This window comes from Pseudoclavibacter endophyticus (assembly GCF_008831085.1).
GTDB lineage: Bacteria > Actinomycetota > Actinomycetes > Actinomycetales > Microbacteriaceae > Pseudoclavibacter > Pseudoclavibacter endophyticus.
Genome location: NZ_WBJY01000001.1, coordinates 228,619 through 243,057, shown reverse-complemented (window position 1 = coordinate 243,057; position 14,439 = coordinate 228,619). Strand labels below are relative to the sequence as shown.

General features: G+C 70.4%; 10 protein-coding genes. 6 read left to right on the top strand and 4 right to left on the bottom strand.

Translation table 11 applies throughout. The annotated features are described in order from the left end of the window. Positions 1–264: 264 nt before the first annotated feature. Positions 265–1,689, top strand: a complete 1,425-nt coding sequence (locus F8O04_RS01090) for a TrkH family potassium uptake protein (protein WP_158027483.1) — start codon at positions 265–267, stop codon at positions 1,687–1,689. After that, positions 1,682–2,350 carry a potassium channel family protein gene (locus tag F8O04_RS01085; RefSeq protein WP_158027482.1) on the top strand — a complete coding sequence of 223 codons (669 nt, stop codon included), beginning with the start codon at positions 1,682–1,684 and terminating at the stop codon, positions 2,348–2,350. Before F8O04_RS01090 ends, F8O04_RS01085 begins: the two co-directional genes overlap by 8 nt. Before the next feature lie 193 nt (positions 2,351–2,543). Here the strand turns inward: F8O04_RS01085 and F8O04_RS01080 are convergent, their stop codons facing one another. Continuing rightward, entirely contained in the window at positions 2,544–4,412 is a 1,869-nt protein-coding gene (locus tag F8O04_RS01080) for an HNH endonuclease signature motif containing protein (protein WP_158027481.1), read from the bottom strand. A gap of 391 nt (positions 4,413–4,803) precedes the next feature. On the opposite strand from F8O04_RS01080, the gene F8O04_RS01075 reads away from it, so the two are divergent. Beyond that, a complete protein-coding gene (locus F8O04_RS01075; protein WP_158027480.1) occupies positions 4,804–5,625 on the top strand; it encodes a sulfite exporter TauE/SafE family protein in 822 nt (273 codons plus the stop codon). A 42-nt stretch (positions 5,626–5,667) separates the two neighbouring features. On the opposite strand, the gene F8O04_RS01070 is transcribed toward F8O04_RS01075, so the two are convergent. Then, the gene (locus F8O04_RS01070; protein WP_158027479.1) at positions 5,668–7,638 is read right to left on the bottom strand and encodes an ABC transporter ATP-binding protein; all 1,971 of its coding nucleotides are present in this window, start codon (positions 7,636–7,638) and stop codon (positions 5,668–5,670) included. Beyond that, positions 7,631–9,565 (bottom strand): ABC transporter transmembrane domain-containing protein, encoded by a 1,935-nt coding sequence (locus F8O04_RS01065; protein ID WP_158027478.1) that lies wholly within the window; start codon positions 9,563–9,565, stop codon positions 7,631–7,633. The genes F8O04_RS01070 and F8O04_RS01065 overlap by 8 nt, the downstream gene beginning before the upstream one ends. Positions 9,566–9,911: 346 nt before the next feature. On the opposite strand from F8O04_RS01065, the gene F8O04_RS01060 reads away from it, so the two are divergent. The 3 genes from F8O04_RS01060 (at position 9,912) to F8O04_RS01050 (ending at position 12,706) form a co-directional block, all read left to right on the top strand. After that, on the top strand, positions 9,912–10,829 hold the full coding sequence (locus tag F8O04_RS01060; RefSeq protein ID WP_225734791.1) for a fumarylacetoacetate hydrolase family protein: 918 nt from the start codon (positions 9,912–9,914) through the stop codon (positions 10,827–10,829). Positions 10,830–10,850: 21 nt separating this feature from the next. After that, positions 10,851–11,810 (top strand): VOC family protein, encoded by a 960-nt coding sequence (locus F8O04_RS01055; RefSeq protein ID WP_158027477.1) that lies wholly within the window; start codon positions 10,851–10,853, stop codon positions 11,808–11,810. 68 nt (positions 11,811–11,878) lie between these two features. After that, positions 11,879–12,706: an IclR family transcriptional regulator gene (locus F8O04_RS01050; RefSeq protein ID WP_158027476.1), complete on the top strand. Its 828-nt coding sequence runs from the start codon at positions 11,879–11,881 to the stop codon at positions 12,704–12,706. 61 nt (positions 12,707–12,767) lie between these two features. Here the strand turns inward: F8O04_RS01050 and F8O04_RS01045 are convergent, their stop codons facing one another. Next, positions 12,768–14,387 (bottom strand): ATP-binding cassette domain-containing protein, encoded by a 1,620-nt coding sequence (locus tag F8O04_RS01045; protein WP_158027475.1) that lies wholly within the window; start codon positions 14,385–14,387, stop codon positions 12,768–12,770. Between the last annotated feature and the right edge of the window lie 52 nt (positions 14,388–14,439).

The window sequence follows — 14,439 nt, the reverse complement described above, 5'->3', positions numbered from 1 at the left end:
GTGAATCATCGCAACCAGCGCCCCTGCCCGCTGGCGATCCGCTCGTGACGGATGTGATGCGATACGCCTGCTGATAACAATAAGCCCCACGGGGCTGTTGAGACAAGCGGGGCACCCTCGGCACCGGCTCACGAAGGCGCTTACGCGGGAAGGCTGGCGTCGCGCACGCTCGCGAGTAGCATGGCTGCCGTCCGCGGCCGCGGCACGACCTTCGACAGCAGGGCAGGAATGCGTTCATCCGACCGGCGCCGTCGTGCCCCGACGATGCGACACCCAAGCCGCCGATCCGACTCGCCGTTCGGCCGCATCCGCGACTGGATCGACCACATCGCGCAGGGCTCGCCGTCGCGCTTCGCCGTCGTGATCTTCACGGGCATCATCTTCCTCTGGACGTTTCTGCTGTCCCTCCCGATCTCGTCCGCGTCTGGCCAGGTGACGCCCTTTCACGAGGCCCTGTTCACCGCGGTCTCGACGATCTGTGTCTCCGGCCTCGTCGTGGTCGACATGGGGGCGCACTGGTCGATGTTCGGCAACGCGGTCGTCTTCATCGGCATGCAGGTCGGCGCCGTCGGTGTGCTCACGCTCGCGAGCATCATGGGCGCCGTCGTCACACGCAGGCTCGGGCTCCGGCAGCGCCTCATGGTGGCGTCGGACCAGAACCCCATGCGCACGCACGCGGGCGCCGTCTCCGAGTCGCAGGCTGTTCGCCTCGGCGAGATCGGCGCGATGATCGCGACCGTCGCGATCTCGCTGGTCGTCATCGAGGCGATCATCGCGCTCATGATCCTGCCCGTCTTCCTCAGCTCTGGCGTCAGCCCGCTGTTCGCGGTCTGGGAGAGCTTCTACTACGCCACCAGCGCCTTCACGAACACCGGATTCACGCCCAACTCCGCGGGTCTCGAGCCGTTTCAGGACAACGTGTGGCTGCTCGGATGCCTGAGCGTGGCAGTGTTCCTCGGCAGCCTCGGGTTTCCCGTGATCTTCGCGTTCACGCGCTGGTTCAAGACACGCCAACGGGCCTCCGTGCACGTGAAGCTGACGCTCATCACGACGGTCGTGCTGTTCGTGCTCGGCTGGGGCGTGATCACGCTGCTCGAGTACGACAACCCGGAGACGTTCGGCGACCTCGACGCCGGGATGACGTTCGTACAGGGCGGGTTCCTCTCGGCAATGACCCGCTCGGGTGGCCTTTCGACCATCGACATCGGGGCGCTCGAGCCGTCGACGAAACTCGTGATCGACATGCTCATGTTCGTGGGCGGTGGTTCCGCGTCGACCGCGGGCGGGATCAAGGTCACGACGATCGCCGTCCTCTTCCTCGCCGCCGTCGCCGAGGCGCGTGGCGCGACCGACATCCAGGTGTTCCGCCGCCGCATCCCGAACGACGTCCTGCGCCTCGCCGTCAGCGTCTCGCTGTGGGGAGCCACGATCGTAGCCGTCTCGTCGGTGTCGCTCATGCACCTCGCGGGCGCCGATTTCCAAAACGCGCTCTTCGAGTCGATCAGCGCCTTCGCGACGTGCGGTCTCAGCACGGGGCTCTCCGAGCAGCTGCCCGAATCGGGGACCTATGTCCTCTCGGCCACCATGTGGCTCGGGCGCGTGGGTACCGTGACCATGGCGGCCGCGCTCGCGTCGAGCCAGAGGAAGCAGCTGTACAAGATGCCCGAAGAGAGGATCATCGTTGGGTAGTCACCTTTCACTCCACGCCCCCGTGCTGGTGATCGGCCTCGGTCGATTCGGTGCGGCGACGGCCGGGCAGCTGCAGCGCCAGGGCCGTGAGGTACTCGCGGTCGACAGCGACGCCGATCTCGTGCAGAAGTGGGCAGAGCGCGTCACGCACACCGTGCAGATCAACGCGGCCAACGTCGAGGCGCTCAGGCAGATCGGCGCCGAGGAGTTCCAGGTCGCCGTCGTGGCCGTCGGCACGTCGATCGAGGCGAGCGTGCTCGTCACCTCGAACCTCGTCGAGCTCGGCATCCCGCAGATCTGGGCGAAGGCCATGTCGTCCACCCACGGCAAGATCCTCGCCCGCATCGGCGCGCACCACGTCATCTACCCGGAAGCCGAGGCCGGCGAGCGCATCGCCCACCTGCTGAGCGGCACCATGCTCGACTTCATCCAGTTCGACGACGACTTCGTGCTCGCGAAGCTGTACCCGCCCAGGATCATCCGCGGGCTCCCACTCGCGAAGTCGCTCGTGCGCTCCAAGTATCGCGTCACGGTCGTGGGCGTGAAGTCGCCCGGCCAGGACTTCACGTACGCGACGGCCGACACGGTCGTCTCGAACCACGACCTCGTGATCGTCTCAGGCCGCGCGGCCGATGTTGAGCGCTTCGCCTCGATTTCGTAGGGCGCTGATGTCGTGCACGGCGGCTGGTCCGCACGGTGACACCCGCACGGTGCGTGACCTGTCCGGCGAAGACCTGCACGGGGAGAGACTGCACGGGGCGTAACCCGCACGACGAGACACCCGCACGGTGCGTGACCTGTCCGGTCTCGCCCAGTCCGGCTCCCTGTTCCCGGTCATCCGGCGCTTCTCCCGGTCATCCGGCCCGACGACGGAGTCGTTGTGCCGCGTCGCCCGCTGGTCGCCACCGTCCGGTGGCATCCCAGTGGTGCGGCGCCCGCACTTGTGGCATTCCGCTGTGCATGCGGATGCTCCATCCGCTGGTGTCGATGGTCCGGTGATGGTGCCAACAGAGGGTCACGCCGTTGTCGGTGTGCGTCGGCCCGCCTCTGGCGTATTCGTGCACGTGGTGGATTTCGCACCACGCGGCGGGCACGGTGCAGCCCGGGATGACGCAGCCGCCGTCGCGGTGCACGATCGCTCGCCGCTGGTGGGCGTTGAAGATGCGCTCGGACGTGTCGATCCTCATGACTCGTCCATTCGTACCGGTCGTGATGCGATGCACGACACCGACGCACCCGACGTGTCTGGCCACGCTGAGTGAGACGGGCTCGGCCCTGCGATCCACGCTCGCCCAGCCACGGTTCGCGGCGAGATCTTCCGCCCGCACGGTCACCGTCAGCGTGGGCGCGGCGCCGCCGATCGTGGGCTGGTCCGGGTGTCGCGCGGCCACCTCGAGGATGCCGGCGAGCGCGTCGTGCTGTTCCTGCGGCCGCGTGCGATCATCGACCCGCATCAGGTCTGCGTGCTGCGGATCCGGCCCCACAAAACCCCATGCCGCACCGTCGTCGACGCGCGCGCCGGGATTCGTCCGACCGGGGTGATCCGCTCCGTGTGAACGCGGGTCGCCGGCCGATCGTGACTCGCCGGCCGATCGTGAGTCGCCGGTCGATCGTGACTCTCCGGTCGATCGTGACTCGTCGGTCGATGCGCGGTCACCCTCCTCCCTGGCGTCGGCTTCGCTGCGTCGGGCTTCACTGCCTCGCGCTTCGCTGCCTCGCGCTTCGCTGCCTCGCGCTTCGCTGCCTCGCGTTTCGCCGCCTCGCGTTTCGCCGGCCGGCACCTCGGGCGCGGGGTCGGCTGCGTGCGTCGACACGAATCGCGGCCCCTTGCGCTTCGGGTTGAGGTAGGCGTCGAGGAGCGACTGGAGTTGCGCTGCGGTTTCGGGGAGGACGTTGCCGCGCACGTGCACGAGCCCGTCGCGCTCGCGACCGATCGTGAAACTCCGCTTCCGCATCGCTCGCTGCTCACGCGGCTCCGCCCCGTCCTCGTCGAGGTACATCGCGATCAGCTTCGCGTGCCGATGAAGACCATCCGCCGAAACGGCAAGCGGCCACACCGACGCGGGGCACTGACCACGAGCATCGCCAGCCTCGCTGGCTGCACCCTCGCTGGCTGCGCCCTCGCTGCCAATACCCTCACCAGCACCTCCTTCGGTCCCGTCACGCTCGGTGCTCCCGGCGTCGCCGTCTTGCTCGTCGACCTGCCCGCGGGCGTGGGCGGCGAGGATCGCGTCGGCGCGCAGTCGCTCGTCGGTCGTCAACCGCGCATCGGCCTCGAGGATCGGCTGCACGGCCGCCTCGAGCCCGTCGGCGCCGATGGCGCCCTCGGCGAGCGCGTCCCGAAGCGCGGGAAATCTTGCCGGCAGCAACTCGCCTGTCGTCAGCGACACGTCACGCGATATCACCGCGGCCACGCGCTGATATCGCTTCGCCACGGGCCCGGACGTTCTGGTGCAGCGCTGCACGAGCTCGGTTACCGAGGCGCAGCCCGCTCGCGTTGATGCGCGCCCGCCCCGCGTCGGCGACGACGAACGCTGCTCGACCTGCGCGACAGCCTCGACAATCACCGCCTCCGCACGTCGAACCACTTCGGCCGCAATCGACATCACCTCGAAGACCTCCCCATCGGGCGCCGGCCGCAAAGCGTCTCCGTCGAGCGCGGCCGCCACCACCGCACCCACGGCCTCGCTGCACGCGCGAAGCTCGTCGCGAAGCTCGTCCATGCCATTCACCCCCTGACGCAATCCATGTTACTCGAACAGAAGTACGACACGCCGAACGGCGCGAGATTCCTCCGGCGCACGCCATGGCCCCACTGTGACGACCCACCACAGCATGCCACCCCGGCGGAACTGCGCCGCGTCACGACGGCCTCACCCAACAGGTCCCGCATGGAACACTCACCCCTCACCCCTAGTCTGCGACAAGGGATGCGTTCTCGACGAACGCACGTCATCGAATACTTCTACGACATGCGCAAGATCGGCCTTCGATCGACGGGAAGGTGGCCCGCCGGATCTCCGGCACGCACGAACCCCGGAACGCCGCAGCAACACCGGAATGCTGAAACACTGACGATTCGCCGATTCGCCCGCACGCGAGCACAATCATCTGGTGTTCGATGGCCCCGTGATCGCCGAGTGGCTGCCCATCACGTGGGCCGCCCTCGTCATGCTCGTTCTCGCCGCCGGCGTGGCGGGCTGGGTCGACTCTGTCGTCGGCGGCGGCGGCCTGATCCAGCTGCCCTCTCTCGTGATCGGCGTTCCCAGCGAGGTCGCCACCCCGTACATCCTCGGCACGAATAAGATCGCGTCGTTCGCCGGCACCCTGACGGCGAGCATCGTGTACCTCCGCAAGATCCGAGTGCACGCGGTGCTGCTCGGGCCGCTCGTCGCCGGCGCGTTCGCCGGGTCCGCCGGCGGGGCCGCGATCTCGCGCTTCCTGCCCCGCGAGGTGCTTACCCCGGTCGTGCTCGTCGCGGTCATCGCCGTGGCCGTCTACACGCTGCTGCGCCCGCAGATGGGGCTCGCCCACGAGCCGAGTCAGACGACGAGGGCGTCGATCGTCTGGCGTGCCGCCGCGATCGGCCTCGTCGTCGGGTTCTACGACGGCATTCTGGGCCCCGGCACGGGGTCGTTCTTCGTCATCCTCATCGTCGGGATGCTCGGGTACGGGTTCCTGCAGGCCAGCGTCAACGCGAAGATCGCCAACCTCACCACGAACCTCGCCGCCATCATCGTGTACGGCGTGCACGGCGAGCTACTGCTCGTCCTCGGCGTCGCGATGGCGGCGGCCAACATGATCGGCGGGTTCGTGGGCGCTCGCATGGCGACGGAGCGGGGCAATGCGTTCGTGCGGGTCGTCTTCCTGACCGTCCTCGGCATCCTCATCGCGAAGCTGGCGTGGGACACGGCCGTGCAGTTCTGGCCGGCGTAGACGACGGGGCGTTGCGAGGGTGCACCTCGACGCGGCGGGCAATCAGACGTCGGCCCCAGCGTCGGCGGCCGGCGACGCCGCGGCACGTTCCCGGCTGCCGCCTCCGCGCGACCACGCCTCCCAGAGCCGCGCGTAGGCACCGCCGGCGGCGAGGAGCTCGGCGTGAGAGCCCTGCTCGGCGACTCGGCCATCGTCGAGCACGACGACCCGGTCTGCGGCCGCGGCCTGCGACAGCCGGTGCGCGATGACGAGCGCGGCACGCCCCTCGATCGCGGCGGCGGCGGCCCGGTCGAGTACCCCGCCGTCGGCGGTGTCGGTCTCGGCGGTCGCCTCGTCGAGGATCACGAGCGCCGGATCGGCGAGCACGACGCGGGCCAGTGCCAGGTGCTGCGCCTGCGCCGCCGTCAGCGTCTCGCCACCGTGGCCGATCGGCGTGATGAGTCCCGACGGGAGGCTGTCGACCAGCTCCGCCGCACCGACGCGCTCGAGGGCGGCGCGGAGGTCGTCGTCGCTCGCGTCCGGCGCCGCGAGGGAGAGATTGTCGCGCACCGTGCCGGCGAAGAGATGCGACTCCTGCGTCACCGTCACGACGGCCGAGAGCGGCACTCCGCGCTCGACGAGCCCATCGTCCGGCTCGTGCACGCCCGCGAGCACAGCCGCGAGCGTCGATTTCCCGGACCCCGTCGCACCCACGACCGCGACCACCTCCCCGCGCGCGATCTCGAGGTCGACGCCGGACAGCACCGGGGCATCCGGCCGATAGGCGAAGAAGAGCCGTGACGCGCGCACGACCGCAGCGTCCGGGTCGCGGCCGTCACCCGCACCGTTCCCCACACCCGCACCCGCTTCGTTCCCCGAGCCCGACGAGGGGCCCTGCCCACTCGATTCGATGACGCCGACGAGGCGACCAAGTGAGGTGAAGGCCGACTGCAGGTCGTCCATGACGAACATGAGCGCGGCGATCGGGCCGACGGTGCGAAGGAACAGCAGCGCCGCCGCCGTCACGTCGCCGGGGGTCGACGCGCCGATCGCGGCGAGCCACACGCCCACCGACAGCACCGCCGCGAGCCCGACGCCCTCAGTGAGGTAGAGGTTGCCCGACAGGCGATTCTGCACGATCCGCGTGCGCATCGCCCAACGCACGGTCCGCCACGCGGCCGCCCGGATGCGCCCGAGCTGTCGGCGTTCGAGGCGGTGCGCCACCACGGCCGGCAGCTGCGTCAGGGTGCCGAGAATGTGTTGCCCGCGGTGTGAGCGCGCAGCTCGATCGGCCGCGTACACCCCAGGCGCCGTGCGGACGTACCAGGCGACAGTGGCCGCGTAGAACGGGACGGTGAGCGCGAACCCGATCAGCATCCGCGGGTCGATCGCGCCGATTCCACCGACCGCGAGCGCGATCGTGAACGCCGAGACGCACACGCGCGGCAGAACGCCGGGCAGCGTGCCCGAGATCTGGCCGATGTCGTCGGAGGCGCGGGTGACGATGTCGCCGGTGCCGGCCCGTTCGACGGATGCCCGCGGCAGCCGTAGCGCGCTCGTCACGTACGCCTCGCGCAGCTCGGCGATGAGGGTCTCGGCGAGACGAGCGAGCGACGAGGCTCCCGACCAGCGCAGCAGCCCGGCCGCCGCGGCGGCGGCCACGAGCAGCGCCACCTGCCACCAGAACTCGCGGGGCACTCCCGTGCCATCGGCCGCGATGATGGTGTCGACGATCGCTCCCGTCACGAACGGGATCACGAGCGCGGTCACGGCCTCGGCGAGAAACCGCAGCAGCACGCCCGCGAGGCGGAGGCGCCGACCGCGGAGCATCACCCAGAGCGTCGACGCGACGGCACGGGGCGGGGCGATCGGCAGCTGTCGGCGGAGCTCCTCGCCGGTGAGGAGGTCGTCGGCGCGGTCGGCACTCCCGGCCGCGTGCCCGACGGCCGCGTGCCCGACGGCCGCGTCCCGGGCGCCCGCGTTCCCCGTGGCCGCGGGCTCGCCGGCCGCGCGCTCGGTGTACCGGTCAACCATCGGACCCGACCCCCGTTGGCGTACGCGCGCTCCCAGCGGTCAGAACGCGGTCGGCGACGGCGTGGAAGGCGGGCGACGACGTCACGACGAGGGTCGTGCGACCCACGCGCTGGTCGGCGAGGCGCGCCGCGATCCGCTGCTCGGTCACCGCGTCGACCGAGGTCGTCGGCTCGACGAGCACGAGCACGTCCGGTGCCGCGGCGACGGCCCGGGCGAGCGCGATGCGCTGTCGCTGGCCGCCCGACAGTTCCCAACCGTCGTCGCCGACGCCGGTGTCGTAGCGGTCGGGCAGTTCGGCCGGTTCGAGGCTCGCGACGCGCAGCGCCTCTCGGGCGGCGTCTTCCCTTCGCGGTTCGTCACCGGTCGCGCGCACGTTGTCGAGCACGGTGCCGGACAGGATGCCGGGTGCGTGCGGCACGACGAGGATGCGCTCACGCAGCGCCGCGGGCTGCAGGGCACCGACGGGCATGCCGAAGACGCGAACGGCGTCGTCGAACGCCGGCGCTGGGCCGCCAGCCGGTCCGGCAACGCCGTCGCTGCCGGACATCCGCGCCGACGCGCTCGCACGCGCGGCGAGCACCTCGGCGAGGCGCCCGTGGCTCGCGTGCGGCAGGTCGAGCACGACGAACGATCCCTGCTCGATCCGGGCATCCAACCGCGCACCGTCCGCAACGGGGAACCCGCGGAACTCGAGCGCGGCGATGCCGGTCGACGGCGCGGGCACTTCGCGGTCGCCGAGGCTCGCCGGGTTGGGTGCCGTGCCGATGAGGTCGAGCACGCGTCGGGTGCTCGCTTGCGCGATCGCCCAGTACGAGGCGAGCGAGTTCACGAGCAGGTTGAGCGGCTGCACCATCGCGACGGCGACACCGGCGACGGTCGCGAGCCCGCCCGCACCGATCTCGGCGTTGAACGCGAGCACGGCCGCCGCGATGACGACCGCGACGGCGAACAGTTGCGAAACGCCAGTGCCGACACCGTCGAACCAGGCCTTCGCGCTGCGCGCCGCGACCGTCGAGTCGAGCGCTCGCCTGCTCACGTCGCGGTAGCGCCCCGCCGCGACGTCGTGCGCGTGGAGGCCGCGAAGCACGCGGTAACCGGCGACGAGGTCGGCGGCGGATGCCGCGGCGTCGGCGAGCTTGGCACGCTCGGCCTGACTGCGTTTGCGGAGGGGTTGCGTGAGGGCGTGCATGACGAGGATCGCAACGGGAAGACCCACGATCGCGCCGATGCCGAGCCACGGGTGCACGGTAAACAGCGCCCCGACCGCGACGAGGAGGCCTATGGCCTGTCCCGGCGGGTAGATCGTGACGTAGAGCACGAGGCAGGCCCGGTGCGCGTCGCCGGTCGCGACCGAGAGCAGCCCGCCGCTCGCCCGGGGCGGGCCCGCAATGCCGCGTTCATCAAGGACGCGCTCGAGCACGCGCTGCGCGACCTCGAACTGCGAGCGCTGCACCGCGAGCCAGCCGAGGCGTCCGCCGAAGCGGTAACCGAAGTTGATCACGAGGTACAGGCCGAGCACCGCCGCGCACCACCACGCGAGGAGCGGCAGGAGGTCGCTCACGGGGATGCCCTCGGCGAGGGGCTGCACGACGGTGTCGACCACGCTGCCGACCACGACCGGCACGAGCATCATCGCGACGTTGTAACTGACGAGGAGCAGCGACCCCGCGAGCACGAGACGCCACTCACGGCGGATGATCTCGCGGCTCATGCGCGCCGGCGACCAGGTGGGGTCGAGACGCAACCGCCGCCCGGCCGGCGGGTCGGCCGGGGCCTCGAACAAGCCCCAGCGGCGCGCAGTGATCACGTCAGTCCCCGTCGTCGGCGAGGTGCTCGTCGATGACCTGGCCCGCGTCGTGCCGGTGCGGCCGGGGCCCGCGTTGGGCGGGGTCGGACGGACATCGATGAGACCTCGTTTCGCTCGCACCGGTCCGTCCGCCAGCGTAGCGCGACCTCTGCGGACGAGTGCGTACGACCCCTTGGAGGGACGAGACGGACGGGCACGCCCATCTCCGGCCGTGCTTGACCTCCCGGGCCCTCCAGACGGACGGCCCGCCTCGGCAGACCGGGGACGGCGGCGTAGACAGCCCCCGCGGCATCCCGTATCGTCTTGCCTGTTGAAACACCGTCTCACTCACTGAGACTGCAAGCACGAGCCGGCCACTGCAGGCACGAGCAAGCGACGACGACGTCACGAAGGGGACCGAACGCATGATCAGCACGGGCACCAGCGCCACCGCGCATCCGGCCGCGATACGAATCGAGGCGGCGCGATGAGGCTCGGCACGATCCAACAGGCCGACGGCTCGCGGGCCGTCATCGTCGGCGTGTCCGAGACGGAGGCCGCCGTCGTCGAGGGCTTCGCCGATCTCGGCGACCTCATCGAGCACCCCGACGGCCTCGCGCTCGCCTCGAAGGCGAAGGCGCAGAGCGGGCGCATCTCCCTCGACGGCGTGCACTGGCTCCCGCCGCTCCGCCGCCCCGGCAAGATCCTCGGCGTCGCGCTCAACAACAGTGCCAACCCCGACCGCATCATGCAGGGGCCCTCGACGCCGGCCATGTTCGTGAAGCCGTCGTCATCGCTCGTCGGCCACGGGCAGCCCATCCGGGTGAAGGAGCGCTACGGCCGCGTGCACCCCGAGCCCGAGCTCACGGTCGTCATCGGCACCGGCGGCGCCGAACTCACGATCGACGAGGCGCCTGGCCACGTCTTCGGCTACACGATCATGAACGACCTCACGTCGCCCACCATGCGCGGTGACGACACCTTCCATTACCGGGCCATCCACCCCGATCCCGACGACCCCAACGGCATCCGCTACGTCGACAGCTGGGTGAGCTACCCCGCCCGCTACAAGGGCGCCGACACGTTCGGCCCCCTGGGGCCATGGGTCGTGACGACCGATGAGGTGCCAGATCCCCACGCGCTGCGCATCCAGTGCCGCCACGACGGGCGCGTCGTGACCGACGACAACACCGGCAACCTGCGCTTCAGCGTGGCCGAGGTCGTGTCGTTCACGTCGCAGTACCTCACGCTCGAGCCGGGTGACGTCATCGCCATGGGCACGGCGCTTCGCGCATCGGCGAAGGGCGGCGCCGTGCAGAACGTCGACCTCGTGCGCCTCGGCGGCACGGTCGAGGTCGAGATCGAGGGCATCGGCGTGCTCTCGAACCCCGTCGAGCACCACTGACCGCTGAAGGAGGCACGCAATATGACCGACTACGCGCGCGGCTACGACCTCGCCCACCTCGGCTACCACGCCATGTACACCCCGACGCCGGATGCGACGCTCGCCTACTTCGTCGACCTGCTCGGTATGGACATCGTCGCGCAGGACGGCGACTCGACCTACCTGCGCGCCTTCGGCGACTACCAGCTGTGGTCGCTCAAACTCACGGCGTCGAACCAGGGCGGCCTCGAGTACATGTCGTGGCGCACCGAGAGCGATGCTGCCCTCGAGCGACGCGTCGCCTGGCTCGAGGCCAACGGGCACGCGGGCCGCTGGCTCGACCCCGAGTACGGCATCGGGCGCTCGTACGAGTTCCTCGACCCCGACGGGCACACGTTCCGCCTCTACTTCGACACCGAGCGGTACGTGGCACCGGAGGGCAAGCGGCCGGCAATTCCCACGAACGTGCAGGCCTACGCCGGCCGCGGTGCGAACGTGCGGCGGCTCGACCACGTCAACCTGCTCGCGAGGGACGTGCGGCGCAACCGTGAGTTCTGGGAGGACGGCTTCGGTCTCCGCACCTACGAGGTCATCCGCCAGGCCGACGGCGTCGCCGAGGCGGGCGCCTGGATGAGCAGCTCGATCCAGGGCCACGAGCTCATTTACACGCAGGAGAATACGAGCGGCAGCGGCCGCCTGCACCATTTCGCCTACCTTGTCGACAGCCGCGAAGACGTGCTGCTCGCCGCGAGCATGTTCGCCGACGCGGGCATCTACATCGAGGCGGGTCCGTCGGCGCACACGGCGATCCAGGGCTTCTACCTGTACACGCGTGAACCGGGGGGCAACCGCATCGAGGTCGCGCACGGCGGCTATCTCGAGTTCGCGCCCGACCACGAGACGTACATCTGGTCCGCCGACGAGTGGAAGACGAAGCCGGGCTGGGGCGCGCGCATCCCTCCCGAGTTCCACATCTACGGCACGCCTGACGTCGCCGAGTAGGAACGCCGCCGGATGCTCGGGGTCGCGCCCGAGCATCCGGCGGCCGCGCTCGTGAAAGGACCGGACACATGGCCATCGATGACGCCTCGCCCTCCGCTGACGCGGTCCCCTCCGCCGACACCTCGAGCGAGCCGCGCGGTCGGTACACGATCGACGCGGTCGACAACGCCGCCCGCATCCTGCTCATGCTCGCGGAGCGCCCGTGGCTGCGGACGAGCGATGTCGCGAACGAGCTCGGCGTCGCCCGGTCGACGGCGCACCGCATGGTCTCGACGCTGCTCGAGCGAGGGCTGCTGCGCTACAACCCGGGCGACAAGTCGTACGGCGCCGGCTACCGGCTCGTCGAGCTCGGCATGTCGGTCATCGGGGTCGGCGACCTCAAGAGCGAGGCGATCCCCTTCCTCGCGCAGGTCGCGGCGATGACCGGCGAGACCGCCCACCTCATCGTCCTCGAGGGCGACGAGATCGTGTTCGTGTCGGTGGCCGAGGGCGGGCACGTCATCCGTGCCGCGTCGAGGGTCGGCGCGCGGGTGCCCGCGCACGCAACGGCCGCCGGCAAGTGCTTGCTCGCGCAGCTGTCGCCCGCGGAGTTCGACCAGCTGTATCCTTCGGCCACGCTCGCGCCGGCCACCGACGCGACGATCCGATCGCGAGTCGCGCTCGTCGAGACCCTCGATACCGTTCGCGCACAAGGGTTCGCGGTGAACGACGGCGAGAGTGAATCCGAGCTTGCCGCGGTCAGCGCGCCGATCATCGATACGCGCGGCACGGCACACGGCGCCATCAGCATCTCCGGCCCGAAGGAGCGCGTGCGCGCGGCCCGCGAGCGCTACGTGGATGCGGTGGTGTCGGCCACCCGCGGCCTCGAACGGAAGATCTTCGGTCGCGCTTCGTGACGGCGCCGACTCGCCTGCTCCGGGGAATGGCGGCGACGGCGCTGGTGCGATCGCGCTCCGTCTACCGGCTAGCGCGGCGCGCCCGGCGGCCACCCGCGACCGGGGCCCTCGGCGCAGCGAACTCGTCACCGGCCCCGCTCGCCTCGCTCGTATCCGCCTGGTCGTCGCGGAAGACGCCCTCGCCGAGGGCCTCGGCCATGAGCGAGTCCTCCGACGCGTCGGCGTTGTCCTGCACCGACACGAGCTCGCCGTCGCGCATGACGCCGATGCGGTGGCTGAGCTCCAGCAGCTCCGTCAGGTCGGACGAGATGAACACGATCGACGTGCCGCGCGCGGCCAGCTCGTGCAGCATCTCGGTGATGTCGTGGCGCGCGCCCACGTCGATGCCCCGTGTTGGGTGATTCAGCACGAGCACATCGCATCCGGCGCCCATCCACCGTGCCACCGCCACCTTCTGCTGGTTGCCGACCGACAGGTGGCCGACCTCGCCGCCGACCCCGGTCGACGTGATCCGGAGGCGATGCACCTGGGCCACCGCCTCGCGCAGGGCCTGGAATTCGTCGAGCGTCGTTGCGTTCTCGCGCTCCGTCACCAGGTTCTCGGCGATCGAGTGCTCGGTTCGCAGGCCGAGCTCGTCATCGCGATCCGACAGATAGCCGATGCGCAGTTTCAGCGCGTCGGCCGGCTCGCGCAGCAGCACGTCGGTCCCGTCCTTGCGGTAGCGCTGCCAGCTCGCCGGCGCCGCCCCCACGAGCGCAGCCGCGAGCTCGCTCATCCCCGCGCGCCGTAGGCCGGTGAGCCCGAAGACCTCGCCGCGGCGAAGCGCGAACGACACCCCTCGCACGGCGCCGTCCGGCGTCGAGAGCCCCTCCACGTCGAGCCGGGTGCGCGCGGCGACGCCGCCCTCGCCCGCGACGGCGTGCTCTGCTCCATCGCCGCCGAGCGGCGCGGGTCGCTCACCGAACGTCAGTTCGCGCTGCGTGATCTCGTAGGCGATGTCGGTGTGGGGCAACGCGTGCGGCGAGAACTCGCGCGTCACGAGCCCGTCGCGCAGCACCACGACCCTGTCGACGAGCGACGCGATCTCGTCGATGCGGTGCGTGATGTAGATCACGGCGCGACCCGCCCGCGCGAGTCGGCGCGTGACCTCGTGCAGCTGTGAGATCTCGAAGTCGTTGAAGGTTGACGCGACCTCGTCCATGAGCACGAGTTGAGACTCCTCGGCCATCACCCGCATCACCTCGACGAGTGCTTGCTCGGCTCGCACGAGCTCGCCCATGCGCCGCTCGGGGTCGAAGTCGAGCCCGACGCTCGCCATGAGTTCCCGCGCGAGCTCATTCTGCTCGTCGACCGGGAGGTCGGCGTTGTACGACGACCGGAAGATGTTGTGCGCGATGGTCTGCCTGGCGTCGACCTCGAACTGCTGCTGAATCGACCCGACTCCCGCCAGCAGCGCTTCGCTCGGCGACCCGGGCCGAAACGGCTCGTCGTCGAGCACGAGCTGACCGCCGTCTGGCGTCGTCCAGCCGCCGAGGATGCTCACGAGCGTCGACTTGCCCGCGCCGTTCTCGCCGACGAGGCCGACGATCTCTCCGCGGCTGACCTGCATCTGCACGCCTTTCAGCGCGATCGTCTCGCCGAAGTGCTTCGTCAGGTCGGTGACGGTGAGCAGGGCTTCCATCGTGGTGGCCTCCGGAGTCGATGCGTGCGCGAGAAGGGGTTCGTCGCGAGCA